The following is a 24,263-nucleotide window of genomic DNA, read 5'->3' as shown; positions in this document are numbered from 1 at the left end:
AGCCCGGCGATCGTCTAGCCTGGGGCGGGTTTTCAGTCGGCGACGTGGAGGATTGCGTGAAGCGGTTCGTAGTACCGCCGAACTGGCCGACGCCGCCCCGCCGTAGCTGGATGCCACCGAAGACGTGGCGCCCCGACCCCTCCTGGCCGGCCGCGCCCGAGGACTGGAAGTTCTGGGTCGACGGCAAGGGCAACGCGGTGCGCGGGCCCGTCGGCCGGTATGGCGGTCCCTCGCAGCGGGTGGTGGCGCTCGGTTCGGTCGGCCTGGTGCTGTTCCTGGCCGTGAACTTCTGGGCGTTGTCCGCGATCGGGTTGTTCGACGGTGGACCGTCGGACTCGCAGGCCATGCCGCCGGTCGACGATCGCAGCGGCACGCCATCGGCCACGGTGACACCGCCGCAGGTGCCGAAGACCACCACCGCCGAGACGTCCGCGCCGCCGCCGGTCGCGAAGACGACCCGGCCGGCCACCCCGACGCCGACCAAGACGAAGACGACCACGAAGAAGCGTCAGCGCGAGGACCGCGACCCGACGCCGACGACCAAACCGTCGACCACGAAGCCGACGACAGCCAAGCCGACCCGGCCCACGCCGACTCACCGGCTGACCCGCGAAGAGATGATCCAGGCGTACTGCGCCGCCCAGGGCTACGACCCCGCCTGGTGCGACCCAGACAACTGGCCCGACTCCGACGGCCCCTAACCCCTCGCCCCGCCGCTCCTCGCTCCGCCCCGCCCGCTCCGCCCAGCCCCGCTCCGGCTAGCTCCGCTCCGCTCGCCAGGCGGCGCTCGTTTCGCTCGGGGCGACTCGCCTTGGCGTGACCGTGTTGGCGGGAGGCGTAAGCATGGGCTGAAGTGCCGTGCCGGGATGGGCGGTGGGTCAGCTAGGAGGTCTGTGGTGCGGGAATTGACGGTCGACATGTTCAGCACGCTGGACGGGTACGGCGGCGGTGGGCCGCAGTCGGCGCCGTACTGGGGTTATGGCGGCCCGGGGCTGGACGCGTGGATCGAGCGGCAACTCGCCGTCGAGCACGTCACGGTGATGGGCGCCACGACGTACCGGACGATGGCCGAGATCGTTCAGCAGGACGACGATCCGAGCTTCGCGCGGATGGCCGAGCTGCCCAAGCTCGTCTTCTCCAAGACGCTCACCCCACCGCTCAGCTGGCCGAACACGACGGTGATCAGCGAGCCGATCGAGACCGCGATCCCCGAGTTGAAGGCGCTCGACGACCTGCCGATGCGGACGATGGGCAGTGCCACGCTGGTCCGCAGCCTCTTCCAGCACGACCTGGTCGACCGCGTCCGGGTGATGGTCTTCCCGACGCTGCACGGCAGCACCGGCGAAGGCCCCGTCTTCGCCGGCCTCCCCGACGTGAAGCTGGACCTGGTCGGCACCGAAACCGTCGACGACCGCCTGGTCCTGCTCGACTACCGCGTCGGGGAGCGGCTCTAGTCAGACGATGTTCTGTTCGGCGCGCAGGCCCGAGGTCTGGAAGCGGTTGGCGTCGAGAGGGGAGATGTCGACGAAGGGTTGGCGGGTGAGGTACAGGTCTCGGAGTATCTCGCCGATGGCCGGGCCCTGCAGAAAGCCGTGGCCGGAGAATCCGGTGGCGTAGAGGAAACGGCTGATGTCAGGGGACTCGCCGATCAGGGCGTTGTGGTCGGGGGTGTTCTCGTAGAGGCCGGCCCAGCCGCTGGCCAGGCCGACCTCCAGGAGTGAAGGGGCTCGTTGCTCCATCGCTTCGGTGAGCCGTGGGAGCCAGGCTTGTGAGTTGGTGAGGTTGTACCCGGGTTCCTCCTCGGGATCGGACATGCCGACCAGGAGGCCGGGGCCTTCGCCATGGAAGTAGAAGGTGCTGCTGAAGTCGATCGTCATCGGCATGTCGCGCGGCAGACCGGGAATCGGTTCTGTCACGACGATCTGACGCCTCAACGGTGTCACCGGGAGGTCGACGCCGACCATCGCCGCGAGTGGTTCGGACCAGGCACCGGCCGCGCAGATGACGGTCGAGGTGGCGACCGTGCCGCGGCTCGTCCGGACCGCCCGGATCTCGTTGCCAATGGCATCGATGCCGATGACTTCGCAGCCGGTGACGAGCTTCGCGCCCAGCTTGCGGGCAGCTGTGGCGTAGCCGAGCACGACCGACTCCGGCGTACAGTGACCGTCGTTGGGGGAGAAGCAGGCGGCGACCAGACCGTCGGGTGAGAGGATCGGCGCGAGCCGGACCGCCTCGGCGACGTCGAGCATCCGGGTCGGCTGACCGGCCGCGTTCTGCAGCCGGGTGCTCTCCTCGAACAGTTCGATCTGCTCGGCCGTCGACAGCAGGAACAGGTAGCCGACGCGATGCAGATCGATCTCCTGCCCCGGACGCTCGCCGAACCGGGCGAACGCCTCCAGGCTGCGCGCGCCGAGCGCGATGTTCAGCTCGTCGGAGAAGTTCGCCCGGATGCCACCGGCCGCCTTCGAGGTCGAACCCGAACCGAGCTCGTTCTGCTCCAGCAGCAGCACGTCGGCGACGCCGGCTTCGGCGAGGTGGAAGGCGATACTCGTGCCCATCACCCCGCCGCCGACGATCACCACCTCGGCTTTGGCGGGCAGCATCACGGCAGACGGAAGTCGTAGTCCGCCTCAACGGTGACGGTATCCATCTGGGCCTTCTGCAGCTTGCCCGAGTAGTCCCAGTTCATCGACTGCCAGCGGGTGAACTGGTCGAGCACCCAGATCCCGCTCTGCCGCGAGCCGTTGCCGGACTTGCCGTTGCCGCCGAACGGCAGATGCGCCTCGGCGCCGGAGGTCGAGTTGTTGACGCTGACCATGCCCGCCGAGATGCCCTGCGCGAACCGGAACGCCTTGTTCGGATCGGTGGTGTAGATCGAGCTGGACAGGCCGTAGCCAGATTTGTTGCCCAGAGCAATCGCTTCGTCCAGCGTCCGGTACGTCGTGATGCCGACGATCGGGCCGAACGTCTCGTTCAGGAACAACTCGTCGTCCGGCTGGACCTTGTCGACGATCACCGGGTGATAGAACAGGCCCTTGGCGGGATCGCCGACGAAGCCCTTGCGCGGGTTGTCCGCGCCGACCCGGCCGGTGGGGCCGATCACGGTGTGGTGGGCGCTGATCCAGCCGAGCGACTTCTCGAACCCGGCTGCGAACTTCTCGTCCAGCAACGGCCCGAACAACACGTCCTGGGTCGGATCGCCCATCGCAGCCTCGCGGACGGCTTGACTGAAGCGGGCCACGAACTCGTCGTGCACCGACTCGTGCACGATCACCGTTCCCAGTGAAGTGCAGCGCTGACCCGCAGTACCGAAGCCGGAGAAGAGGGCGCCTTCGACGGCCAGCGCGAGCTCGGCGTCCTCGGTGATCACCATCGGGTTCTTGCCGCCGAGCTCCAGACACGGGGTTTGCAGGTGGCGGCCGCACAGCTCGCCGATCCGGGTGCCGACCTCGCTCGACCCGGTGAAGCCGACCTTGTCGATCAGCCCGGCCTGCAACGCCTGCTCCAGCCCAGCGAAGGTGTCGGGGCCATCGGCGTACACGAGATTGAAGACCCCGGCCGGTACGCCGGAATGCGCGAAGATCTCGTAGAACGCCTCCGAGACGACCGCCGAGTACTCCGCCGGCTTCCAGACCACCGTGTTGCCGCACAGCAGCGCGGGCACGATGTACCAGGACGGGACCGCGACCGGGAAGTTGCCGGCCGAGATCACCGCGACCGCGCCGACCGGCCGGCGGAAGGTGAACAGCTGCTTGTCGGGCATCTCCGACGGCACGGTCTGGCCGTAGAGCCGGCGACCCTCGCCGATGAAGAAGTCGCAGGTGTCGATGATCTCCTGTACCTCGCCCAGCGCCTCCGCCAGCGGCTTGCCGATCTCGCGGGTGACGAGCGCGGCGAGCCGCTCCTTGTTGGCAGTCATCAGCCGGCCGACGTTGGCGATCACCTGACCGCGCTGCGGAGCGGGCAGGGCGGCCCAGCCTGGTTGCGCGTCCTTGGCTGCCTGAGCGGCCCCTACGAAGACGTCAGGCCCGGCGACGCCGATGGTGCCGACCACGTCGGCGGTGTCCGCCGGGTTGGTCGACGGCGCGGTCCGTACCGGATCCGTAACCCGCTCCCCGTTGACCACGGACAAGATGACAGACGACACAGGTGGGTCCTCTCGCTCGAACGCTTCGGTGCCTCCCACCCTCAGCCATCCCACCTTCGTTGCCAACCCCACTCCGCGCGCCCGACCCGCGTAAGCGGCTGGTGTGTGAGAGTGCTGGGGTGAGTTTGAGTGATGAAGAGATCGCGGGGATGTCGCGGGCGGAGCGGCAGGAGTTGATTCGGCGGTTGCTGCCTGAGTCGCCGGTGGGGCCGCAGCGGCGGACGCTTCAGCGGCTTCGGAAGTGGCGGATGTTGCTGCTGGTGCTCTGTGTCGCGGTGCTGGTGCCGTGGACGGTCTACCTCGCGGTGACCCTGCCGAGCCGGTACGTCGCCCGGCACTGGGTCGCGACCTGGGTCGGGTTCGACATTTTGCTGATGGTGATGCTGACGGCGACCGCGATCGCGGGGTGGCGGCGCCGGCAGCTGGTGTTCCCGACGGCGTTCGCGTCCGGCGTACTGCTGATCTGCGACGCCTGGTTCGACGTGATGACGAGTCAGCCGGGCGGTGACCTGATGCAGGCGGTGCTCAGCGCGCTGATCATCGAACTGCCGCTCGCGATCGTGTTCATCGCCGGGCCGCTGCGGTTGATGCGGATCGTCGCCACCCGGCACGGGCTGGTCGAGCCGGGCACCCGGATGTGGCGGGTGCCGATCCCGTTGCCGGAGCTGTGGGCGGATCGGACGGTGCCGAAGCGGTGAGGCTTGTGAATGCAATCACAAGCCGGTAAACTGCGTCGTACAGCAACCAAGTCGGAGTTGACTGGAGGCGTACATGACGCAGCGCAAGCCGCCCGGGATGAAGACCGAGGACTGGGTCGAGGCGCAGATCAAGCAGGCGCAGGCGCGGGGTGAGTTCGACGATCTGGCCGGCGAGGGCAAACCGCTGGCCAAGCTGGCGGACCCGCACGATCCGGACTGGTGGGTGAAGGACTTCATCCGCCGCGAGAAGATCGAGACCGACGCGCTGCTGCCCCCGTCGGTGCAACTCCGCAAGGAGAAGCAGGCGCTGCAGGACAAGCTGTCGGTACTCCGTACCGAGACCGAGGCCCGCGACTACCTCCAGGACCTCAACCGCCGAATCCTCATCCAGATCCGCGACGCCACCGGCGTGGTCGTCCCCGTCGGCCCCGTCGACGAAGAAGGAATGCTCACCACCTGGCGAGAAGCCCACGAAGCCCGCCAAGCAGCCCGAGCCCGCCTCCGCGAGTCCGAACCAGTCCCGAAGCCGAAGCGCAGCATCTGGCAACGCCTCTTCAGCTGACCACCGCACCACGCACCTGCGGTGCGCACCCACCCCGCACCTGCGGTGCTCGCCGCCTCCCATCCGCATCGTCCAGCGCCGGAGGCGCTGGACGACGCGCTACTTCTGGAGGAGTTTGCGGGCGGCTGTTTCAATCGTCTCCTCGCTGAGGAGGACCGCGCGGGCGGCGTTGCCTAGGGGGACGAAGGAGTCTTCGCTGGTTACTCGGTACAGAGTGCCGGTGTAGCCGGCGTCGATGAGGGTGGCCAGGACGCCTTCGGAGACGCCGCCGGAGCGGCGGGTTTCGTCGACGACCAGGACCCGGCCGGTGGTTGTTGCTTCGCGCAACAGATCTTCCACGGGGAGGGGCGCCAGCCAGCGGAGGTCGAGGACGCGGACGCCGGGCAAGCGGGCGGCGACGCGGAGGCTCATCGGGAGGCCGTTGCCGAAGGTGACGATGGTGAGGTCGCGACCTTCGCCGTACGTCCGCCCGCGCCCGATCGGCACATGACCCGTCGGATACGGCGCCAGCCACTGGTCGTCGCCGTCCGCATGCAGATCCCGCCGGTGATACAGGGCGATCGGCTCCAGGAACACCGACACCGTGCCCTCCGCCCGAGCTGCCGCCGCGCACGTGTGCAACATCGCCGCGGCATCGTCCGGCCGCGACGGCGACGCGATCACCAGCCCCGGGATATCCCGCAGCACCCCGATCGCATCGTCGTTGTGGAAGTGCCCGCCAAAACCTTTCTGATACCCATAGCCCGCGATCCGCAGCACCATCGGATTGCGGTACTGCCCCTGCGAGAAGAACTTCAGCGACGCCGCCTCCCCCCGCAACTGATCCTCGGCATTGTGCAGATACGCCAAGTACTGGATCTCCGGCAACGGCAGCAACCCCGAGACGCCGGCCCCCAGCGCGAGCCCGAGAATCGACTGCTCGTCAAGCAACGTATCGAACACCCGAGCCGCCCCGAACGACTTCTGCAGCCCCCGAGTCACCCCGTAGACCCCGCCCTTACGTGCGATGTCCTCACCGAACGCCAGCGCCTCCGGGTACGCCGCAAGCACATCACCCAACCCCCGATTGATCGACTGGCTCAGCGTCAGCAGCTCAGCGCCGGTAGAGCGACGAGGCAACGACTCCTCGACGATCGCCTGGTCCGGAAGGGCCAACGGCGCGGCCACGGCGGCGGCCGAGGACAGTTGCGGGAGGCCGGCCACTTCGTGGGCGATTCCGAGCACCTCGGCTCGCTTGTTCTCGTAGAGCTCGATCACGTCGTCGGCGTCGTAACCGGTTGCCAGCAGCAAGCGCGCAGTACCGAGCAGTGGATCGAGTTCCTCGTCGGCGAGCAGTTCGGCCGGAGTCCGGTACGCCGCTTCGACGTCCGATCCCGCGTGGCCCATCAGCCGGACCGTCCGCAGCCGCAGGAACGCGGGCCGGCGGTTCCGGCGTACGAAGGTCGCCGCCTCGGTCGCCATCGTCAACGTCGCGGCCAGATCGGTGCCATCGGCATCGAAGTACCGCAGACCGTGGCGTTGCCCGTAGGCCTGCTTGATCCAGCCGTCCGGCGTGCGCACGCTGATGCCGATCCCGTTGTCCTCGCAGACCAGCAGCAACGGCATCGGGATGCCCTGGTACGACGCGTGCAGCGCCGCGTTGATCGCGCCCGTCGCGGTCGAGTGGTTCGCCGAGGCGTCGCCGAAGCTGGCCACCACCACCGCATCGGCCGGCCACGGGGACGGTACGCCGAGCTTCGCGGCCCGGGCGATCGAGAAGGCGACCCCCATGGCGCGCGGCAAGTGCGACGCGATCGTCGAGGTCTGCGGGATGATCGCCAGGTCGTGCCGCCCGAACACCTTGTGCCGGCCGCCCGAGATCGGCTCACTGGTCGCCGCCGCGACGCCGAGCAGGATGTCCCGCAGCCCGTCCTTGTCCCGGTACTGCGCCGCGCGCGCCAGGTAGAACGCGCCCGACCGGTAATGCAGCAGCGCGGGGTCAGTCGGCTCGAGTGCCGCCGCAACGGCCGCGTTTCCCTCGTGTCCGGCCGAGCCGATCGTGTAGTACCCGTGCCCCTGCGACTGGAGCCAGCGGGCGGCCAGGTCGGCGTGCCGGCTGCCGAGCTGAGCGTCGTACAGGCTGAGCAGGACGTCGGCCGGGTGATCGGAGGGGACCGGTTTGAGCGCGCGGACCCGGTCGGCGAAGAGCTCGTCGACGGCGGTCACAGGTTGATCCTCACCCGCAACATGATCCGCGAAGTCGGCCGAATCCACAGCCTTGCCCACGGACCGGGCGCGTTCAGGCCCTGGCCGGCGCCTCGAACCGGAGCATCTCCGACGCCTCGGCGCCTCCCCAGTCGATCGGAATCCGCCCGGCCTCGCGCCAGCCGGTACGCCGGTAGAAGTCGACCGCGCCGTCGGGCTTGTCGACGACGTCGAGCATCAAACGCAGACCTTGCTCCGCGGCAAAGTCGATCGCATGCTCCAGCAACCGCCGCCCAAGCCCCGCCCGAGTCCGCCGAGGATCCACAAACAACCGCTCCACCAACGCCTCCCCCGGGGGTTCTGCGGTGATGATCAGGTGGCCCGCGAGTTCGCTGTCGAGGGTGAGCACCCAGCAACCGAGCGCTCCCTCGGGTGACAGCCAGCCGGCCGGATCGGCCGGCCAGTTCACCGGATAGCCGGCCATCTTGTGGACCTCCGCGAGGAGCCGGACGCAGTCGTCGAGGTCGGCCGCGGTGCGGGCGCGGATCAGAGTGCTCGTCATTTTGAGCATGCTTTCATGCTGGACCGGAACCGATCCACGCGGTAAATCGTTGAGAAGACAGGTTGTTTTCTCCGTGTGAGGCGAGATGCGCGTACCCCTCTGGCTTCGGCGTACGGCGGTGGCCGCCGGCGTCGGGATCGGCACGTCCGGACTGCTGGCCGGTGTGATCATGCTCGGCCCGCTGGCCGCGTCGATCCTGCTCGCCGTCGTGCTCGCGCTGATCTGGCCGTTGGCGGCGGTGATCAAGTACCTCGCCGACGAGACGCCGTACCAGTCCCCGCTCATCGTCGCGGCCGCGGCTGCCGGGGCCGTCCTCGCGGTGCCGGGCCTGATCCGGCTGCTCAGCTGGGGAGCGCTCGGGTTCGTGATCGCGATGATCGCGGCGGTCATCTTCGTGCTGGTCGACCTGGCGCTGCCGGACACCCGTCGCGAGCGACGGCCGCGGCGCCGGCGGTCGGGTCGCGGTCGGCCGGGTGGACGGCTGTCGGGTCGCCGGCGGCGGGACGCGGAGTACGGCGGACTGATGGAGCCGACCCACGCGGACCACCTCGAGGACGAGAAGCTGATCGCCTCACTCCAGTGCCCGCTCACGATCGAGGAGCTCTGCGGGGTCTGGGGCGAGACGACCACGACGCTCGCGCAAGGTGCCGGGCCGCGGGATCGGCAGGCGGTCGCGGAGGTGCGACGGATCTGCCTGGACGAGTTCGAGCGGCGCAACCCCGACGGCTTCCAGCGCTGGCTCGACGCCGGGGCGCCCGCGGACCCCGGCGTCTACCTACTGCCTTAGTTCTTGTCGAGTACTGCAGTCACAGCAGTCGCGGTACTACGGGCTGACGCCGGGTTCTGTCCGGTGACGAGTCGGCCGTCGGTGACGACCTGGTCGGTGAAGTCGGCGGCCGGGTGGTGGATCGCGCCGCGGGCGGTCAGCTCGTCGGCCAGCAGGAACGGGACGACCTCGGTGAGGCCGACCGCGTTCTCCTCGGAGTTGGTGAATCCGGCGACGTTCTTGCCGTCGACCAGGTACTTGCCGTCGGAGAGCTTGAGCTCGACCAGCCCGGCCGGACCGTGGCAGACGGCCGCGACGACGCCGCCGTTCTCGTAGATCCCGGCCGCGAGCGAGGCGAGGTCCTTGGCACCGGGGAAGTCCCACATCGCGCCGTGCCCGCCCGCGTAGAAGATCGCGTCGTAGTCGCCGGCGGTCAGCTCGGCGGCCGTCTTGGTGTGATCGAGGTCGGCCTCGGCGAAGAACTGCTTCTGGTCCGGGTCGGCGTCGTCGACGCCGTCCACCGGCGGCTTGCCACCGGCGACCGAGACGAGCTCGACGTCATAGCCGGCGTTCTTGAAGACGGTCCACGGCTCGGCGGCCTCGCCGGCATAGAAACCAGTACTCCGGCCGGTGTCGCCGAGCTGGGAGTGGCTGGTGAGGGCAATCAGTACGCGTGTCATGTGGTCCATCATGACCAGGTCGACCCATCGGGGACCAATAGGCATTCGTTGGGCGAGGCATAGGATTCCTGATGTGACGATCTCGCTCGACCTGCTGCGCAGCTTCCTGGCGGTCCACCGCGCCGGGTCGATCACGGCCGGCGCGGAGCAACTGGGGTTGTCGCAGCCGACCGTGACGGCGCATCTCAAGGCGCTGGAGGCGGCGGTCGGGCGACCGCTGTTCGAGCGGCGGGCGCGCGGCGTACTGGCGACCGCCGCGGGTGACGAGTTGGCCCGCCGGATCGCCGACCCGATCGACACGCTCCAGGGCCTGGTCGTCGACGAACTGGATGAGCCGGTCGCGGCCACGGTCCACCTCGGCGGCCCGGCCGACTACATCAGCCATCAGGTCCTACCCGCTTTGGCCGGCCGCCTGGCCGACGGCCTCCAACTCCGCACCCGCTTCGGCCTCCCGGACGAGCTGATCGCCGGCCTGCTGGATCGCTCCCTGGACGTCGTCATCAGCTCGACCCGGCCGCGCCGCCCCGGCGTACAGGTCACACCGCTCTACGACGAAACCTTCGCGCTAGTAGCCGCACCCCGCTGGTACTCCGGTACGCCGGTCACCACCCCCGACCAACTGCGCCACATCCCCCTGGTCGCCTATGCCGAGGAGGCTCCAATCCTCCGCCGCTACTGGCGCAGCATCTTCGGAGTACGCCTGACAAGAAACGTCGGCCTCGTAGTCCCCGACCTCCGAGGCGTCCTCACCGCCGTACTAGCCGGCGCCGGAGCAAGCGTCCTACCGCTGTACCTCTGCGAGAAAGACCTAGCTGCCGGCCGCCTCCGCCTACTAGCCGACCCCGAACTCCCACCCCTCAACACCGGCTACCTAGCCATCCGCTCCGACGCCGGCCCCCGCAGCCCAGCCAGCCTGCTAAGAACCGTGCTCCTCGAATCCCTGGGTTAACTCGTCGAGCCGCGACCGCAGCATCCGCGGCCGGACGAGCTGATAGCCGAGGCCGAACAAATAAAGCGCGACCAGCGTGATGCCCCAGTGCGAGCCGGCGAAGACGCCGGTGATGCTGACGGCCAGGAGAAGGCCAAAGATGACCAGTGACCGCAGCCGCCAGCGTTGGAGGAGCTCCAGTTGGTTCCTGGCCAGCCGGATCGCGGCCGCGCGGATCCTGGGATCGGCCGGAACCGGTCCGCGCCGCAGAGCGCGCCCTGCGGCCCGCCGGTCGGCAGGCGAGATTTCCGAGCCCACGGTCCGTACCAGTAGGTGCAGCTGCCGCCGCAGGGTGAAGGCCATCGCGACCCCGAAGGCCACCCCGAGGACTGTGCCGGAGATCATGCTGGCCCTGAGACTGTCCCCGTCGCTCTTGATGAAGAACCCCATCCCGATCCCGAACGGAACACCGGACACCAGACCGACAGCCCAGGCCGGCGGCTTGCTAAGAAACGTTCTCATCGGAACCCTTCGTCAGCTCCTCGATGCGGGCGCGCAGGATCTTCGGGCGGAGGAGTTGGTAGCCGATCAGGGACAGGTAGATTGCGACCAGCGCAATCGGCCAGGGTGCGTTGTCGTAGGCGAGGGTACTGGCGATGGTGGCGGCCAGCAGCAGCGGCCAGACGATCAGCAACACCCTGCGCTGGCCCCGCAGGAGATTCAGCTGGTACTCCGCCAAGCGGATCGCTGCCGCACGGACCTCCGGATCGGCGGGGACCGGCCCCCACCGTACGGCGCGAATCGCGGCGCGGCGCAAAGCCGGTGAGGTGTTCGTGCCCAGAGCCTGGCGCACGAGAGGGCGCTGTCGATTCAGCGCGAAGGTCATCGCCAGGCCGAAGAACAGGCCGAGCAGGATCCCGGAGAGCATCGCGGACCCGGTACTTCCCCCGTCCTTCGTGACGGAGATCCCCATCGCGGCCCCGACCGGCACGCCCATCAGCGGAACCAACGCCCAGGTGGGGATTCTCCCCAGTCGTTCACGCACACCCAAGGATCACCCACCACGCTCGATTCGAGGGCGCGACGTGCCTGAGATTGCAGGTTGTTGCAGCGGTCAGGCGGCTTTCTTCTTCGCTGCGGTCTTCTTGGCGGTGGTCTTCTTGGCCGCAGTATTCTTCGTTGCGGCCTTCTTTGCCGTGGACTTCTTGGCCGGGGTCTTCTTGCCGGCGGCGCGGCGGGACTTGGCGGCTTCGACGCTGGCTCGGAGGGCGGTGACCAGGTCGGTGGTGGTGGTTGCCTCGGGGGCCTCGTCGCTGATGACGATCTCCTTGCCCTTGCGTTTGTCGGCGACGAGTTTCTTGACGCGTTCGGTGTAGCTGTCCTTGTAGTCGCTCGCGCGCCAGTTGCCGCTCATCGCCTCGACCAGGTCGACGGCCATCTTGAGTTGCTTGCCGGTGGAGGACTTGGCGGGCAGGTCGCCGATTTCCTTGGCGGGGTCGCGGATCTCGTCGGCGAAGAACATCGTCTCCAGCACGATCACCTTGCCGTCGGCGCGGATCGCGGCGAGGTACTCCTTGCTGCGCATCACGAACGACGCGATGCCGGCCCGGTTCGTCTTGGCCAGGGCGTCGCGCAACAGTCCGTACGACGAAGCGTTCTCGGCATCCGAGGGTGCCAGGTAGTAGCTCTTCTGGAAGTGGATCGGATCGATCTCGTCCAGGTCGACGAACCGGGTGATCTCCAGCGAGCGCGACCGCCCGGGCGCGATGTCGGCCAGTTCCTCCTGCTCGACGATCACGTACTCGCCACCGCCGACGTCATGGCCCTTCACGATCTTCTCGTAGTCGACCTCTCGCCCGGTGCGCTCGTTCACCCGCTTGTTCCGGATCCGGTCCGACGTACCCCGCTGGAACTGGTGGAAGTCGAGATGATGCTCCTCGGTCGCGGAGTACAACCCGACCGGTACCGAGACCAGACCGAAGCTGATGAACCCACTCCAGATCGCGCGCGCCATCATCGGTTCCCTTCTCGCAACACCCAGTTGGGTGCCAGGTACCCGATCAGAGCCGGTTGTATCGCTTCTTCGCCTCGCGGCTGTCCTTCTGCGCCGCGCGGGCGGCCTTTCGGGCTTCGTCCAGCTCTTCGCCGACCCGGTGCACGGCCTCCTGCGCCTCGACCAGCGCATCCCGGGCATCGCTGAGCTGGGTGTCGAGGTCCGCGACAACAGCTTCGGCTGCCTCAGCCGCCGCGACCGCGTCGTCGAGCTCCTTCTTGGCGGCCGCCTTCTCCGCAGCCTCGCGCTCTTCCTGCTCCTGCTCGGCCTTCTCCCGCTTCGCCTTCGCGGCGGCCGACTCCGTCTCCTTCTCAGGCTCCGGTACTTCGGCCCGCGCACGGCGGCGGTCTTGAGCGCGCTGGCGCCGCTCGTCGGTCAGCGGCGTGACGTTGGACGGCTCGCCGCTCTCGTCGACGACCCCGAACCCGACGTGCCGCAGCGCGCTGCTGAGTCGAGCCTCGCGGACTGCCTCACCGGCGGCCGGGTCGACCAAGCCTGCGTCGAGCGTCTCGCGGAGCTTCTGCCCGACATCGGCGCTGACCTTCTGTCCCTCGCGCTCGGCCAGCCCGGCCGCCGACTTGGACAGCTGATCGAGGAGCTTGTGTCGCCTCGGCGTCAGCTCCCGCAGCTTCTCACCGTCGAGATCAGCCGTCGCCTGCCGGAACTCGTCACCCAACGCCAGTAGATCGTCGATGTCGTCCGGCAGTTCCCGGGCGAGCAGGTTGGCCAGCCAGGCGGCGACGGTCGGCTTGCGCAGCGCCTTCAGCCGGGTCGAACCGAGCTGGTCGCCATCGGCCTTCAGCTGCTTGGCCAGCTCGTTGCGCCGGGAGATGAAGTCGGCCGACGGCGCTGCGTAGAGCGCGTCGGCCGCTTCGTCGAAGTCCACACCCAGACGTTACCGGATGGGTCAGTCCTTGAACGCGTCCTTGACCTTCTCGCCGGCCTGCTTCAGATCCGCGACGGACTTGTCCGCCTGGCCCTCGGCCTGCAGGTCCTCGTTGTCCGTCGCGTCGCCGGTCTTCTCCTTGATCTTGCCCTTGGCTTCCTCGGCGGAGTTCTTGAGCTTGTCTCCGATACCCATCGGGTTCTCCTCTTGTCGCTGCGAATCGGACCCACCCCCGGTGCCCCGCGATCCGAGAGCTAACCGTCGACCTCTTGTAATCGTTTACGTAAGCGATTACAAAACAGCTATGCGCGTCACTGTCCCGGCCCTCGCGGCCGCCCTCCTGGTCAACTTCCTGCTGCCCTCAGCCGGCCCCGCGAAGGCGCCTGAACCAGGCACTGTCACCGCCGCGAGCTTCCGTTCGAGCACGCTGGGTGAAGACATCGCCTACAACGTGTATCTGCCCGCCGGGTACGCCGCTTCGACCGCGCGTTACCCAGTTCTCTACCTACTGCACGGCCGCGGCGACTCAATGGCCGCGTGGACCCAGATGAAGGGGCAACTCGACGCGATGATCGCGGCCGGTGACATCCCGCCGACGATCGCGATCATGCCCGACGCGCCCTGGAGCAGCCGGGCAAGCTATTACGTCGACTCGGCCTACAAGGGCAAGGATCCCGGTCGGCCCGTCGAGACGGCGCTGATCCATGACCTGGTGCCGCAGGTGGATGCGACCTACCGGACGATCACCGACCGGACCGGGCGCGCCATCGCCGGGTACTCGATGGGTGGATCAGGCGCCTTGCGCTACTCAATGGTCTATCCGGAACTGTTCGGCGCCGCGATCGTGCTCAGTCCGGCGGTGTACTCACCGCAGCCGCCGAAGGACTCCAGTGCACGGGAGTTCGGTGCCTATGGCAAGGGAAAGGATGCCTTCAGTGAGGCGGTCTATCGCAAGCTGAACTACCCCGCGGCGTTCAAGACCTTTGCAGCCAAGGGATTGCCGTCGCACCTGTTCATCGCCGTGGGTGACGACGAGTACAAGAACCCGAAGCCGAAGGACTATCAGCATGACCTCGACTTCGAGGCGCATGTGGTGTTCAACCAGGCGGTTCGGGTGCCGGGCCTGACGAGTGAGTTCCGGGTGGTCGACGGCGGCCATGACTGGGACGTCTGGGGGCCGACGTTCGCCGAAGGGGCGAAGTACGTATTCCGGTTCATCGGCAAACCACCCGTGACGCTGATGAAGGCCGCACTGTCCGGTACGCCGGGGGAGGACCGCGCGGGTGGCGTCGCTGTCGACGAGGCGGGCAACAGTTATGAGGCGATCGCCGCCGAGGGATCGATCGAGGGGCAGCCGTACGCCGGGGGCAAGGACGTCGCGCTGACGAAGTACGGGCCGGACGGCGCGCGGGTGTGGACGCGGGAGTTCGGGACGGCGGGGACTGAGCGCGCGTATGGGGTGGTGCTGGATGCGTTGGGGCGGCCGGCTGTGGTGGGTTACACGACCGGCAGTGGGTCGGATGATGCGTTCGTGGCGCAGTACGACGTACAGGGGAATCAGCGGTGGTTCACCAAGTTGGGGACGGCGGCTGCTGATCGCGGGTATGCGGTGGCTGCGGATGCCGATGGTGCGGTCTATGTGGGTGGGTATACGAAGGGTGAGCTGGGTGGGGTGAATGCGGGGGACAAGGACGTGTTCCTCGCCAAGTTGGATGCTGAGGGCAAGCAGGTTTGGCTGCGGCAGTTCGGCAGCGCCGGTGAGGAGAAGGGGATGGCGCTGGCGGTGAGCGGGGACGGTGTGTACCTCGCGGGGATGACGGCGGGGGCGCTGGGCTCACCTGTCGGGGATGTCGATGGGTTCGTCGCGCGGTTCGATCGCGACGGGAATCGCGTGTGGGTGGAGCAGTTGGGGACTCCGCAGGCGGACGAGTTCTGGGCGATGACGGCTGACGGAGCAGGCGGTGTGCTGCTTACAGGTTATTCGGCAGGTGACTTCGCGGGCGCCTTGGCTGGGGACAAGGACCTCATCGTTGCGCGAGTCGATGCTGCGGGAGTGGTGGTGTGGAAGGACCAAGTCGGCACGACAGGGAACGACAAGGGCGCCGCGATCGCGCGCGACGAGACCGGGTTTGTCGTTGCAGGGTTCACGGATGGGGCGTTGCGGGCTGTGGTGGGGAAGTTCGATGCGGTCCTGGTCAGGTACAAAGGCGATCTGACGCGTGCGTCGGGGGAGCAGTTCGGCACCACCGAGGACGATGGCGCCGACGCGTTTGCCGAGGCCAACCTGTTCGTGGCGACCCAGCATGGCAAGGCTTATGTGTCCGGTCTGACGGCAGGCGATACGGCCGACCAGCAGGCGATCGGCAACGGCGACGTGTTCCGGATCAATCTCGCGGGACAGTGAGTTCGGTGCGGAGGCGGTCGAGGATGTTGCGGAGGAGCCGGGAGACCTGCATCTGGCTGACGCCGAGTTCGTTGCCGATCTCTTCCTGGGTCAGGCCGCCGCAGAAGCGGAGGGCAAGAATCTGGCGGTCCCGGTCGTCGAGGTCGGAGACAGCCGGGGTGAGGGTATGGACGTTTTCGACCAGCTCGTAGCCCTCCTCTGCGTCGGCGACGGTGTCCACCAGGCGTGCGCCGGTGTCGGTCGCGGCGGGCGCGTCGAGTGAGAGCGTGTTGAAGCAGCCGCGGACGGAGGCCGCCTCAGCGACCTCGCCGGGGTCGGTGCCCAACGCTTCGGCCGTCTCCTCGTCGGTCGGGAGATGGCCGAGTTGCTGGGTCAGCTCGGGCTCGGCGGCGGCGATGGAACCCTGCATCTCCTGGACCCGGCGCGGCGGGCGGACAACCCAGGCACAGTCACGGAAGTAGCGCTTCAGCTCACCGCGGATCGTCGGTACGGCGTAGGAGAGAAAGGCGGTCGACGCGTCGGGACGATAGCCGTTGGCGGCCTTGACCAGGCCCAGGTAGGCGACCTGGTCGAGGTCGTCGCTGTCGACACCCTTGCGGCGGTAGCGGGAGGCGATCGAACGCGCGACCGGCGCGTTCAGGATGACCACCTCGTCGAGCAGCTCTTGGCGCCGCGGGTCGGCGATGCCGTCCGCCTCGGCGAGCAACTGGTGGGTGGAGTCCGCGATCAGAGTCTGCGAGTCGGTACTACGGACAGGTGCGATCGTCACGGTGAGAAACCTCGTCGTGTCGGTCCTGCGGTGGTGGCGTCATTGCTGAACCACTCCCTCCACCAGATCAAACTGACCGGCCACACGCAACCCCTCTCGTGTTACAGCTGTTTGAATCTCGCACCGTTTGGGGTGGTTCGGCGCGGGCACCTGATGTGCGTAGTCGCACGGGGTATCAGCCGCCGGACGCCTCGATGGCTCCGGCTCGTAGAGGAAGGAACGACCATGCTCCTGATTCTCTGGATCATCGCGGCGATCCTCGTCATTTCCGGGATCGTCTCCCTCGTCCGAGGTCAGCTCCTGATGGGCGCCGCCCTCATCGTCGTCGGCCTGTTGGTGGGCCCCGGCGGTGTGAGCATCTTCACCTGACCCCGGCCGCCAGAACTGGCGACCTCGAACACTCAGCGGTGACCTTGGACAAGGAATAACGTGTTCAAGGTCACCGCTTGGTGTTCAAGCCCACCATTGGCGGGTGTCAGGGGTGGCGGAGGACCCGCTGGGCGGTGGCCATCCGGAGGGCTTCCAGGTCTTCGATCTGCTGGGCGACCTGGGTCAGCAGGCTGTCCAGTTCGGCGGCGTCGAAGTGGGGTTCGTCGTCGGCCAGGGCGCGCAGGGTGCGGAAGCCGGCTGCCTTGCCCTCGACGGCGATGCGGAGGGTCTCCAGCTCGACCAGGTCGCTCAGTGGGGAGCGCCGGAGTAGTTCGCCGTTGGGCTTGAGGCGGGAGAGCTTCTCGGCCATCCAGGCGCCGGCGTTCTTGAGCTGGTCGGGCTTGGCACCGACCGCGGCCAGATAGCGTTCGAGGGCGGTCCGTTCCTCCTCGACCTCCTGCACCATCTTGGCCAGCGCAGTACGGACGACCGGGTCGGTCTGCTGGTCCGCGGCTCGCTTGAACAGCTCGATACCGGCGGAGGAGCCCGCGTAGTGGTCCTGCAGATACGTGGCGAGGCGTGCTTCGTCGATCATCACGACCTAGTACCCGTCGAACAAACACTGCCGGTACTTGTCAGTGTTCGGCGATTGACTGGCCGGTGTGAGAGTCGACTGTTGTGGCGTGGTGGATTTGAGGCAGTACACCGTGTACCCGGGGCGGCGGGACGACCTGGTCCGGGTCTTCGACGAGGCGTTCGTCGAGGGGCAGGAGGCCTACGGGATGCATCTGGTCGGGCAGTTCCGGGATCTCGACGATCCGGAGCGGTTCGCCTGGATCCGGGGATTTCCTGATCTGGCCACGCGTGAGGCGGCGCTGAACGGCTTCTACTACGGGCCGGTGTGGAAGGAGCGCGGTGCTGAGGCCAATGTGACGATGAAGGACTCGGACAACGCCTTGCTGCTGAAGCCTCTCGAGTTCGGTGCTGCCTATCCCGAGCTGGGCGCGGCCAGGCCGCCGATCGGTGCGACTGAGATTCCGTCGTCGGTGGTTGCGGGGGTGGTCTATCACCGCGGTTCGCCTGACGACGGGTTCGGGGAGTACTTCGCTGACCAGATCGCGCCGGTGCTGAGCGCGACCGGTGCCACGCTCGCGGCGACCTTCGAGACGCTCGTCGCCGAGAACAACTTTCCGGCGCTGCCGCTCAGAGACGAGGTGGTGCTCGCGTGGTTCGCCGTCTTCCCGAGCGACGAGGCGTATGCCGAACACCGCCGTCAGCTCGACCAGTCGCAGAGCTGGCAGAACAAGATCCTCCCGGAGATCATCTGCCGCTCGATCGCCCCACCCCAGCAACTACGCCTGAGGCCGACAGCTCGCTCGCAGTTCCGCTAGATCACTCGTGGAGTCGTCGTTTGTTGACGGGCGGTGCGGAGCAGCACTCGGGTGCGGAGTTCGTCGCGGCCGACCATCTCGCGGAGTTCGGTGAGTACTCGGTCTGCGGTGTTCCGCAGCTGGTCGAGATCGGCATCCGGGTTGATGGTCGTCTTGAGCTCGGCGACCACCTCGCCGCGATCGGTGACGAGATGACCGCTGCAGGATCGTACGGCTGGATCCGCGGCCAGCACCTGAGCAGCAGCACCGACTGCGGAGTCGACGTCAGCACTCAGACGACCTTCGGCCGAGCTGCCATCGAGGGCCAGCCGATTGATCCGGCGACGCGGGATGTGGCGCAGCAGCCAGGTCAATGCCAGCAGCACGAGCACGACCCCTACCGCACCTGTTGCCCAGGGCCACCAATCTTCGGCGACCACGGTCGGCGCGTCGGTGACCCTGACCTTCGAAGGGGCGTCGGCGAAGACGTCGTACCTCCAGGCGAGCGCTGCCGCGCCACCGGCGAGGAGCAGCACGCCCAGTACGAAAGCAACCACGCGATCCAGAGCGATCAGTCCTCGGCCCATCTCAGCTCTCCTCCAAGCGCACGCGGGTGCGGATGCGGGGCGGTCGGCTCAGCGGTGCTAGTCGGCTGGTGACGGCCGCCTCGAGTTCCTCGCCGACATGCGCGGCATCTGTCGTGGTGACGGCGTCGACGCTGATCCGTCGCCGCCTCGCCGAAGTTGTTGCCGAGAGCACCGACCCGACCTCGGAGGCAGCACCCGCGGCGAGCCGGGCGGCGTCCTTGGGGCGAATCCAGACCGACGAGTCGCCGACCTGCCATTGCGTCGTACGGCGGGGTTTGAGTGCGGCGATCACGAACCACAGCCCGAGCAGCACGGCGACGATGCCGAACGGCAGCATCCACTCGGCGGGCTCGATCAGCTTGACCCGATCGGCCAGCGAGCCCGACCAAGAGCTGCCCTTCACCACGTCGAGTGCCTGCAAGGCGTCGCGGACCGCGGCGGCGCCGAGGAGTCCGAGGGCGATCGCGCCGATGATGCCGACGGGCACGGCGGCCGGCGTACGGACCGGTCGTTTGGCTGCGGTCACAACACCCTCCTCGGTTCGGCGATCGTCAGTTCGCGATCGGGAAGAACGGTCTCGATGTGGACGTCGACGGTGTCGACCTCGAGACCGGTCAACGCGTTCACCTGTTCGGCAACGGCCGTACGGGTGTCGGCGGCGACCTGGGCGAGCGGGCGACCCCAGAGCACGGCGATCCTCAGCTGGAGTCGCACCCGTTGACCGGCCTGCCGCGCCTCCGCCCGCGGTAGACCACGCCCGAAGGTCGCCTCCTGCTTGGCCACACCCGGCACCCGAGCGGCCGCCACCTCGGCGATCCGCTCGGTGACGCGCGGCTTGATCTCCGTCCGTCCCCGCGCCGCCGGCTCGTCCGCGGCAGCCCCGAAGTCAGCCGCGGGCACGGTGCCGGGCGCCGGCCCGGTGACGGTTGCCGGCTCGGCGTCGAGGAGGGCTTCGTCAGCCACGGCGCTTGGGCCGGAAGACGTCGTCGATGGACTTCGCGCCCTCCAGGTACCTGCCGACCGCGTAGCCCACGCCGCCGAGCACGAGGGCGAGCAGGAACCCGAGGAACCCACCCGCTGCAGCCGCAACCGCCAGCAACAATCCGGCGAACAGCCCGATGATCGGATAACTCACGAGATCTCCTTGGCAACAGTGGTGGTGACAACGTCCTCGACGGTGACGAAAACCGGTACGCCGGTGAGCTCCGCCACCAGCTCGCGCACGATCTCAGCGGTAGCCCGCACGGGCTCGCCTAAAACGAGCGTTACGTGTACCTCAGCCCGCTCCGGCGTGATCCGAACCCCCGAAACCCGCCGCCCCGGCAGGTAGGTGGCAACCTCCCCGAACACCCCGCCGTGCAGTCCGACAACCCCTGGTACAGAACGCACCAGAGCCGCCACCTGCTCGGCAAGATCTTCGGTCATTGGACCCGGCGTTCCGGCTGGTCGTCGGTGTCGTCCGTGTCGTCTTCACCGTCCAGGTGGACGTCGCTGACGGCGATGTTCACCTCGGTGACCTCCAGGCCGGTCATCCGTTCCACGGCGCTGATGACGTTGCGCCGGATGCCCTGGGCCAGGTCGGCGATGCTGACGCCGTAGTCGGCCACCACCTCGATGTCGACGGCGGCCTGCTTCTCGCCGACCTCGACGGAGACGCCCTGGGAGAGGTTGGTGCGGGAGCCGGGGATGCGTTCGCGCAGCATGCCGACGGCGCGGGCGGTACCGCCGCCGAGGTTGTGCACGCCGGTCACCTCGCGGGCGGCGATCCCGGCGATCTTCGAGACCACCGTGTCGGCGATCGCCGTCCGGCCGTACTCGCTCACCAGCGCGCTCGTCGCCGGCTCGGCCACCACCTCGGTGCCGGCCTTCGCGGTCAGACTCGTTGTGGTCAGGCTCGTCTCAGCCATGTCATCCCCTCGTTGATTGCCAACTGCAACAGTGTTCGACACTCGGTAAGACGAGGCCTGGTACCCCGATGTCACGCGCGTCGCCTAGGTTGTTCGTGTGAACGGGGTCACTGGATCGGTGCGAGTTACCGTACGGCCGCAGGCCGACGGTTGGTCGCAGGCCGGTGACGACGCGCTGCGGCGGGCCGCCGCGCTCGGTGACGCGGACGCGTTCGCGGCGGTGATCGAGCGGCACGGCCCGGCGATGTTCAGGTACGCGCGCCGTATGCTCAACGATCACGGCGATGCCGAGGAGGTGGTCCAGAATGCGTTCGTCGCCGCCTGGAAGGCGCTTCCCGACTTCCGCCGCGACTCCAAGCTGCGCACCTGGCTCTTCACCCTCACCGCCCGCAAGGCGATCGACCTGCTGCGCAAGAAGCGACCGACCCCGGTGGCGGACGAGACCCTCACCGGAATGCCCGCCGGCGGCTCCGACCCGGTCGAGCCGGTCGTCCGGACCGAACTGCTCGAAGCACTCGACGCCGCGCTGGCCGAACTGCCCGACCGGCAACGCGCGGTCTGGCTGCTCCGTGAGGTCGAGGAGATGAGCTACCTCGAGATCTCCGAAGTGCTCGCGACGACCCCGACCGTAGTACGGGGTCAGCTGGCGCGAGCCCGGGGAGCGCTCCAGGAGAAGCTGGAGGACTGGCGATGACCGAAGACATCCTGCGCCGCGCCGCGGCCGAAGCACGGTCGGCTCCCGAGCCGGGCTGGGTCGACATCTCCGCCTCCATCCAGCAGAAGCTGCGCTCGGTCACCCGACGCTCTCGTCCGATCCTGGCCGAGGCCGACAGCGGCGGTCCCCTGTACGTCGCCGACCACGTCCTGGTCAGCCATCTTCGCGCAGCCGTCAACGCATTGCCTGGCTGCGAGCTGTCCCGCGTCTCCTTCGTCGGCGAGGAAGGCCGGGCCACCGGCGCCGTTGTCGAGGTCGTCGCTGCCTACGGCCAGGACCTCCCGGCGCTGGGCGAGCAGATCAGGTCCATCACCTTCGAGGTCATCACAGACCTCCTCGGCCCGGTCGAACCGCCGTTCGGCACCGACGGCATCGACGTCACCATCACCGACCTGACCGACCGCTCATAAATCAGTTGCGTCGCCAGGAAGCGGCCTGCATCCTGATCGGGATCGTGCAGCTACGAATGCTGCCTGGACTAAGGAGGGCTGGACGAATGGCCATCACTGCGCTGCGGCATGTCCGCGTCAGCCTCACTTCTTTCTCCAGGAGCACATCCGATGTCTTCCGACGTCTTTCGTACCGACCACCAACTCTCTGACCTCGAACCGGACGTAGCCGACGCCTTCGTCTTCCACTTCAGCGAAGTAGAAGAGCAGCTGGCGCCGGATCAGCGCTGGTCCACCTGGCTGGATGTCGAGCGCGGTTCTCGCGGGCCTGATCCCCGCCCCTCGTGGGTGGTGACGGAACAGGCCGCGATCGATACCGAGCTCGGCATCCTCAAAACCGGTAAAGAAGCCGATGTCTTCCTGCTCGAGCGAGCAGTGGAGCAGATCGGCGACAACCCCGCGCGACGGTCGCTGCTGGCCGCCAAGCGGTACCGCAGTGAAGAGCACCGCTCGTTCCACCGCAGCACGTCGTACGTCGAAGGCCGGCGTACCCGCAACAGCCGTGACACCCGTGCCATGGCGAAGAAGACCTCGCACGGTCGCAGCGTCGCGGCCGGGCAATGGGCCTACGCGGAGTGGGATGCACTCTGCCGGCTCTGGAAGGCCGGGGTTCCCGTTCCGTACCCGGTCCAGGTCGACGGTACCGAGCTGTTGATGGAGTTCATCGACGACGGTGACGGCGGCGCGGCACCGCGACTGGCGCAGGTCCGGCCCAAGGGCGAACTGCTCAGCTCGTACTACGAGCAGCTCCGCGACGGTATGCGCGAGCTGGCCAGAGCCGGGCTCGCGCATGGCGACCTGTCGCCGTACAACGTGCTGGCCCAGGGCGAGCGGATCGTGATGATCGATCTCCCGCAGGTCGTCGACATCGTCGGCAACCCGAAGGGGATGGACTTCCTGATGCGCGACTGCCACAACATGTGCTCCTGGTTCACCAACCGCGGCCTGGAGGTCGACGAACACGAACTCTTCGCCGACCTCCTCACGATGGTGTTCTAACGTGCGATCCCTTGCTGCAGCAGGGGAACCAGCGGCACCAGCTGGTCGGGGTGGGCGTCGACGAGACCGTCGACGTGGTTGCCTGCCTCGACCCGCTGGTACGTGAGCAGTCGCCCTCGGCCCGAGCGCCGCACGAGTTCGGCGTACACGTCGGAGTCCTGGCTGATCGGCAGCAGGCTGTCGAGGGTGCCGTGGATGGTCGTCAGAGGCCGGCCGATCCTTCCGGTCAAGGCGATCCGGCGTACTGCCTCATGTGCGGCCGGCCGGGACGCGTAGTCGTAGTCGGCCTCGGTCCCGGTGTACGACGGATCGAGTTCGGCCGCGTAGATCCGCTGGGTCAGCTTCCAGTAGACGGTGTAGTGGTAGTCCCACAGGAAGTCGGAGCGGGGGTCGAAGCCGGCCGCGACGATCTGCTCGGGTGACTGCTGCTCGTAGCCTTTGATTGCCGGAGGCAAGAAGGTGAAGAGGTTCGGCCCGCGGACGGTCCACAGCGTGCCTTCGAGGTCGATGCCGCGGGTGTAGAGCTCCGGATGGTTCTCCAACTGCCAGCGGACCAGATAGCCGCCGTTGGAGATACCGGCGGCCACCACCTCGCGCGGCGCCCGCCCGTAGTGCTGGGCGACAACCGTCCGTGCGGCCCGGGTCAGTTGGGTGGTGCGCTGGTTCCACTCGACGATCGCGTCACCCGGCCGGACCCCGTCGGTGAAGAAGTTCGCACCGGTGTTGCCCTTGTCGGTGGCGGCGAACGCGTACCCCTTCGCGAGCACCCAGTCCGAGATCGCCCGGTCGTTCGCGTACTGCGCCCGGACCCCGGGCGAGCCCGCCACCACCAGCCCGCCGTTCCAGTTCTCCGGCAGCCGGATGACGAACTGGGAGTCGTGGTTCCAGCCATGGTTGGTGTTCGTCCGCGAGGTGTCCGGGAAGTACCCGTCGACCTGCACACCCGGTACGCCGGACTGCTGCGGCAGCCCAGAATGCGTCAACCCCGCGTAGTCGGCCGGATTGGTGTGCCCCGACCCGACCGTCCCGGCGGTGGTCAGATCGTCCAGGCAAGCGATCACCTGGTACTGCGCCCCTGGAACCCGCAACCGCGGGCATCCCTGGGCCTGGGCCGGTGTGCTGATTCCACTGGCCAGCAACAACACGGCGACGGACAGAGCGAGGCGGCGCATAGCGGGTCCTCCCAGAGTTGACTGCGCGCAACGCTAGGAGCGGGGCTTGCCTCCGG

The 24,263-nt window shown here is 67.9% G+C and carries 31 protein-coding genes; 12 read left to right on the top strand and 19 right to left on the bottom strand.

All coding sequences use genetic code 11. The features are described 5' to 3' along the window. The first annotated feature begins 56 nt into the window (after positions 1 to 56). Both AB0M15_RS07695 and AB0M15_RS07690 read left to right on the top strand, forming a co-directional pair. A complete protein-coding gene (locus tag AB0M15_RS07695) occupies positions 57 to 701 on the top strand; it encodes a hypothetical protein (RefSeq protein WP_363815070.1) in 645 nt (214 codons plus the stop codon). A 195-nt stretch (positions 702 to 896) separates the two neighbouring features. Then, a complete protein-coding gene (locus AB0M15_RS07690) occupies positions 897 to 1,454 on the top strand; it encodes a dihydrofolate reductase family protein (protein ID WP_363815068.1) in 558 nt (185 codons plus the stop codon). Here AB0M15_RS07690 and AB0M15_RS07685 read toward each other — a convergent pair whose 3' ends face one another. Continuing rightward, positions 1,455 to 2,603, bottom strand: coding sequence for an FAD-binding oxidoreductase (locus tag AB0M15_RS07685; RefSeq protein WP_363815066.1), 1,149 nt, complete (start codon positions 2,601 to 2,603; stop codon positions 1,455 to 1,457). It abuts the gene before it with no gap. After that, the gene (locus AB0M15_RS07680) at positions 2,603 to 4,147 is read right to left on the bottom strand and encodes an aldehyde dehydrogenase family protein (RefSeq protein WP_363815064.1); all 1,545 of its coding nucleotides are present in this window, start codon (positions 4,145 to 4,147) and stop codon (positions 2,603 to 2,605) included. Before AB0M15_RS07680 ends, AB0M15_RS07685 begins: the two co-directional genes overlap by 1 nt. A 119-nt stretch (positions 4,148 to 4,266) precedes the next feature. Between AB0M15_RS07680 and AB0M15_RS07675 the strand changes: the two genes are divergently transcribed. Together AB0M15_RS07675 and AB0M15_RS07670 are read left to right on the top strand one after the other, a co-directional pair. Further along, entirely contained in the window at positions 4,267 to 4,845 is a 579-nt protein-coding gene (locus AB0M15_RS07675; protein ID WP_363815062.1) for a hypothetical protein, read from the top strand. Positions 4,846 to 4,918: 73 nt separating this feature from the next. Then, on the top strand, positions 4,919 to 5,407 hold the full coding sequence (locus AB0M15_RS07670; RefSeq protein ID WP_363815060.1) for a DUF1992 domain-containing protein: 489 nt from the start codon (positions 4,919 to 4,921) through the stop codon (positions 5,405 to 5,407). Positions 5,408 to 5,506: 99 nt separating this feature from the next. On the opposite strand, the gene AB0M15_RS07665 is transcribed toward AB0M15_RS07670, so the two are convergent. Both AB0M15_RS07665 and AB0M15_RS07660 read right to left on the bottom strand, forming a co-directional pair. Then, entirely contained in the window at positions 5,507 to 7,612 is a 2,106-nt protein-coding gene (locus tag AB0M15_RS07665) for a thiamine pyrophosphate-dependent enzyme (RefSeq protein ID WP_363815058.1), read from the bottom strand. A gap of 73 nt (positions 7,613 to 7,685) precedes the next feature. Then, positions 7,686 to 8,153, bottom strand: a complete 468-nt coding sequence (locus AB0M15_RS07660; RefSeq protein WP_363815056.1) for a GNAT family N-acetyltransferase — start codon at positions 8,151 to 8,153, stop codon at positions 7,686 to 7,688. Positions 8,154 to 8,238: 85 nt separating this feature from the next. Here AB0M15_RS07660 and AB0M15_RS07655 point away from each other — a divergent pair, with 85 nt between their 5' ends. Then, complete coding sequence (locus AB0M15_RS07655) at positions 8,239 to 8,940, top strand: hypothetical protein (RefSeq protein ID WP_363815054.1); 702 nt, start codon at positions 8,239 to 8,241, stop codon at positions 8,938 to 8,940. On the opposite strand, the gene AB0M15_RS07650 is transcribed toward AB0M15_RS07655, so the two are convergent. Continuing rightward, positions 8,937 to 9,599, bottom strand: a complete 663-nt coding sequence (locus AB0M15_RS07650; RefSeq protein ID WP_363815052.1) for a type 1 glutamine amidotransferase domain-containing protein — start codon at positions 9,597 to 9,599, stop codon at positions 8,937 to 8,939. The genes AB0M15_RS07655 and AB0M15_RS07650 overlap by 4 nt on opposite strands. Positions 9,600 to 9,672: 73 nt before the next feature. Between AB0M15_RS07650 and AB0M15_RS07645 the strand changes: the two genes are divergently transcribed. Beyond that, a complete protein-coding gene (locus tag AB0M15_RS07645; RefSeq protein WP_363815050.1) occupies positions 9,673 to 10,548 on the top strand; it encodes a LysR family transcriptional regulator in 876 nt (291 codons plus the stop codon). Here the strand turns inward: AB0M15_RS07645 and AB0M15_RS07640 are convergent. From AB0M15_RS07640 to AB0M15_RS07620, 5 genes are all read right to left on the bottom strand, one after another. Beyond that, the gene (locus tag AB0M15_RS07640; protein WP_363815048.1) at positions 10,516 to 11,049 is read right to left on the bottom strand and encodes a hypothetical protein; all 534 of its coding nucleotides are present in this window, start codon (positions 11,047 to 11,049) and stop codon (positions 10,516 to 10,518) included. The two genes, AB0M15_RS07645 and AB0M15_RS07640, sit on opposite strands and share 33 nt — an antisense overlap. Then, complete coding sequence (locus AB0M15_RS07635) at positions 11,033 to 11,572, bottom strand: hypothetical protein (RefSeq protein WP_363815046.1); 540 nt, start codon at positions 11,570 to 11,572, stop codon at positions 11,033 to 11,035. The genes AB0M15_RS07640 and AB0M15_RS07635 overlap by 17 nt, the downstream gene beginning before the upstream one ends. A 69-nt stretch (positions 11,573 to 11,641) precedes the next feature. Beyond that, entirely contained in the window at positions 11,642 to 12,544 is a 903-nt protein-coding gene (locus AB0M15_RS07630; protein WP_363815044.1) for a Ku protein, read from the bottom strand. Positions 12,545 to 12,587: 43 nt separating this feature from the next. After that, the gene (locus tag AB0M15_RS07625) at positions 12,588 to 13,466 is read right to left on the bottom strand and encodes a hypothetical protein (protein WP_363815043.1); all 879 of its coding nucleotides are present in this window, start codon (positions 13,464 to 13,466) and stop codon (positions 12,588 to 12,590) included. A gap of 21 nt (positions 13,467 to 13,487) precedes the next feature. Next, entirely contained in the window at positions 13,488 to 13,661 is a 174-nt protein-coding gene (locus tag AB0M15_RS07620; RefSeq protein WP_343970160.1) for a CsbD family protein, read from the bottom strand. A gap of 109 nt (positions 13,662 to 13,770) precedes the next feature. On the opposite strand from AB0M15_RS07620, the gene AB0M15_RS07615 reads away from it, so the two are divergent. Further along, the gene (locus AB0M15_RS07615) at positions 13,771 to 15,870 is read left to right on the top strand and encodes an alpha/beta hydrolase-fold protein (RefSeq protein WP_363815041.1); all 2,100 of its coding nucleotides are present in this window, start codon (positions 13,771 to 13,773) and stop codon (positions 15,868 to 15,870) included. Here the strand turns inward: AB0M15_RS07615 and AB0M15_RS07610 are convergent. Beyond that, positions 15,851 to 16,639: a sigma-70 family RNA polymerase sigma factor gene (locus tag AB0M15_RS07610; protein ID WP_363815039.1), complete on the bottom strand. Its 789-nt coding sequence runs from the start codon at positions 16,637 to 16,639 to the stop codon at positions 15,851 to 15,853. The two genes, AB0M15_RS07615 and AB0M15_RS07610, sit on opposite strands and share 20 nt — an antisense overlap. A gap of 225 nt (positions 16,640 to 16,864) precedes the next feature. Here AB0M15_RS07610 and AB0M15_RS07605 point away from each other — a divergent pair, with 225 nt between their 5' ends. Beyond that, the gene (locus AB0M15_RS07605) at positions 16,865 to 17,008 is read left to right on the top strand and encodes a GPGG-motif small membrane protein (RefSeq protein WP_203590735.1); all 144 of its coding nucleotides are present in this window, start codon (positions 16,865 to 16,867) and stop codon (positions 17,006 to 17,008) included. Between the two features lie 106 nt (positions 17,009 to 17,114). Here the strand turns inward: AB0M15_RS07605 and AB0M15_RS07600 are convergent, their stop codons facing one another. Beyond that, positions 17,115 to 17,603, bottom strand: a complete 489-nt coding sequence (locus AB0M15_RS07600; protein WP_363815037.1) for a DUF892 family protein — start codon at positions 17,601 to 17,603, stop codon at positions 17,115 to 17,117. An 88-nt stretch (positions 17,604 to 17,691) separates the two neighbouring features. Here AB0M15_RS07600 and AB0M15_RS07595 point away from each other — a divergent pair, with 88 nt between their 5' ends. Continuing rightward, complete coding sequence (locus AB0M15_RS07595) at positions 17,692 to 18,399, top strand: NIPSNAP family protein (RefSeq protein WP_363815035.1); 708 nt, start codon at positions 17,692 to 17,694, stop codon at positions 18,397 to 18,399. Here the strand turns inward: AB0M15_RS07595 and AB0M15_RS07590 are convergent. Genes AB0M15_RS07590 through AB0M15_RS07565 form a run of 6 tightly spaced genes read right to left on the bottom strand, consistent with a single transcriptional unit; the run spans position 18,396 to position 20,872 of the window. Then, entirely contained in the window at positions 18,396 to 18,965 is a 570-nt protein-coding gene (locus tag AB0M15_RS07590) for a hypothetical protein (protein WP_363815033.1), read from the bottom strand. The two genes, AB0M15_RS07595 and AB0M15_RS07590, sit on opposite strands and share 4 nt — an antisense overlap. Position 18,966: 1 nt before the next feature. After that, positions 18,967 to 19,491 carry a DUF6286 domain-containing protein gene (locus AB0M15_RS07585; RefSeq protein ID WP_363815031.1) on the bottom strand — a complete coding sequence of 175 codons (525 nt, stop codon included), beginning with the start codon at positions 19,489 to 19,491 and terminating at the stop codon, positions 18,967 to 18,969. Further along, positions 19,488 to 19,928 carry an Asp23/Gls24 family envelope stress response protein gene (locus AB0M15_RS07580; protein WP_363815029.1) on the bottom strand — a complete coding sequence of 147 codons (441 nt, stop codon included), beginning with the start codon at positions 19,926 to 19,928 and terminating at the stop codon, positions 19,488 to 19,490. Before AB0M15_RS07580 ends, AB0M15_RS07585 begins: the two co-directional genes overlap by 4 nt. After that, positions 19,921 to 20,100: a DUF2273 domain-containing protein gene (locus AB0M15_RS07575; RefSeq protein WP_328333517.1), complete on the bottom strand. Its 180-nt coding sequence runs from the start codon at positions 20,098 to 20,100 to the stop codon at positions 19,921 to 19,923. The genes AB0M15_RS07580 and AB0M15_RS07575 overlap by 8 nt, the downstream gene beginning before the upstream one ends. Beyond that, entirely contained in the window at positions 20,097 to 20,390 is a 294-nt protein-coding gene (locus AB0M15_RS07570) for a hypothetical protein (RefSeq protein WP_363815027.1), read from the bottom strand. The genes AB0M15_RS07575 and AB0M15_RS07570 overlap by 4 nt, the downstream gene beginning before the upstream one ends. Beyond that, positions 20,387 to 20,872, bottom strand: coding sequence for an Asp23/Gls24 family envelope stress response protein (locus AB0M15_RS07565; RefSeq protein WP_363815025.1), 486 nt, complete (start codon positions 20,870 to 20,872; stop codon positions 20,387 to 20,389). Before AB0M15_RS07565 ends, AB0M15_RS07570 begins: the two co-directional genes overlap by 4 nt. Before the next feature lie 118 nt (positions 20,873 to 20,990). Here AB0M15_RS07565 and AB0M15_RS07560 point away from each other — a divergent pair, with 118 nt between their 5' ends. From AB0M15_RS07560 to AB0M15_RS07550, 3 genes are all read left to right on the top strand, one after another. Further along, positions 20,991 to 21,566 carry a sigma-70 family RNA polymerase sigma factor gene (locus tag AB0M15_RS07560; RefSeq protein ID WP_363815023.1) on the top strand — a complete coding sequence of 192 codons (576 nt, stop codon included), beginning with the start codon at positions 20,991 to 20,993 and terminating at the stop codon, positions 21,564 to 21,566. Next, entirely contained in the window at positions 21,563 to 21,997 is a 435-nt protein-coding gene (locus tag AB0M15_RS07555) for a hypothetical protein (RefSeq protein WP_363815021.1), read from the top strand. Before AB0M15_RS07560 ends, AB0M15_RS07555 begins: the two co-directional genes overlap by 4 nt. 150 nt (positions 21,998 to 22,147) lie before the next feature. Then, positions 22,148 to 23,035 (top strand): RIO1 family regulatory kinase/ATPase, encoded by an 888-nt coding sequence (locus tag AB0M15_RS07550; RefSeq protein ID WP_363815019.1) that lies wholly within the window; start codon positions 22,148 to 22,150, stop codon positions 23,033 to 23,035. Here the strand turns inward: AB0M15_RS07550 and AB0M15_RS07545 are convergent. Beyond that, positions 23,032 to 24,207, bottom strand: a complete 1,176-nt coding sequence (locus AB0M15_RS07545) for a tannase/feruloyl esterase family alpha/beta hydrolase (RefSeq protein ID WP_363815017.1) — start codon at positions 24,205 to 24,207, stop codon at positions 23,032 to 23,034. The genes AB0M15_RS07550 and AB0M15_RS07545 overlap by 4 nt on opposite strands. Positions 24,208 to 24,263 lie beyond the last annotated feature (56 nt).

It is taken from the genome of Kribbella sp. NPDC051718 (assembly GCF_040681515.1).
Classification (GTDB): Bacteria; Actinomycetota; Actinomycetes; order Propionibacteriales; family Kribbellaceae; genus Kribbella.
The sequence above is the reverse complement of the archived record's forward strand: the minus strand, read 5'-3'. Positions and strand labels throughout refer to the sequence as shown.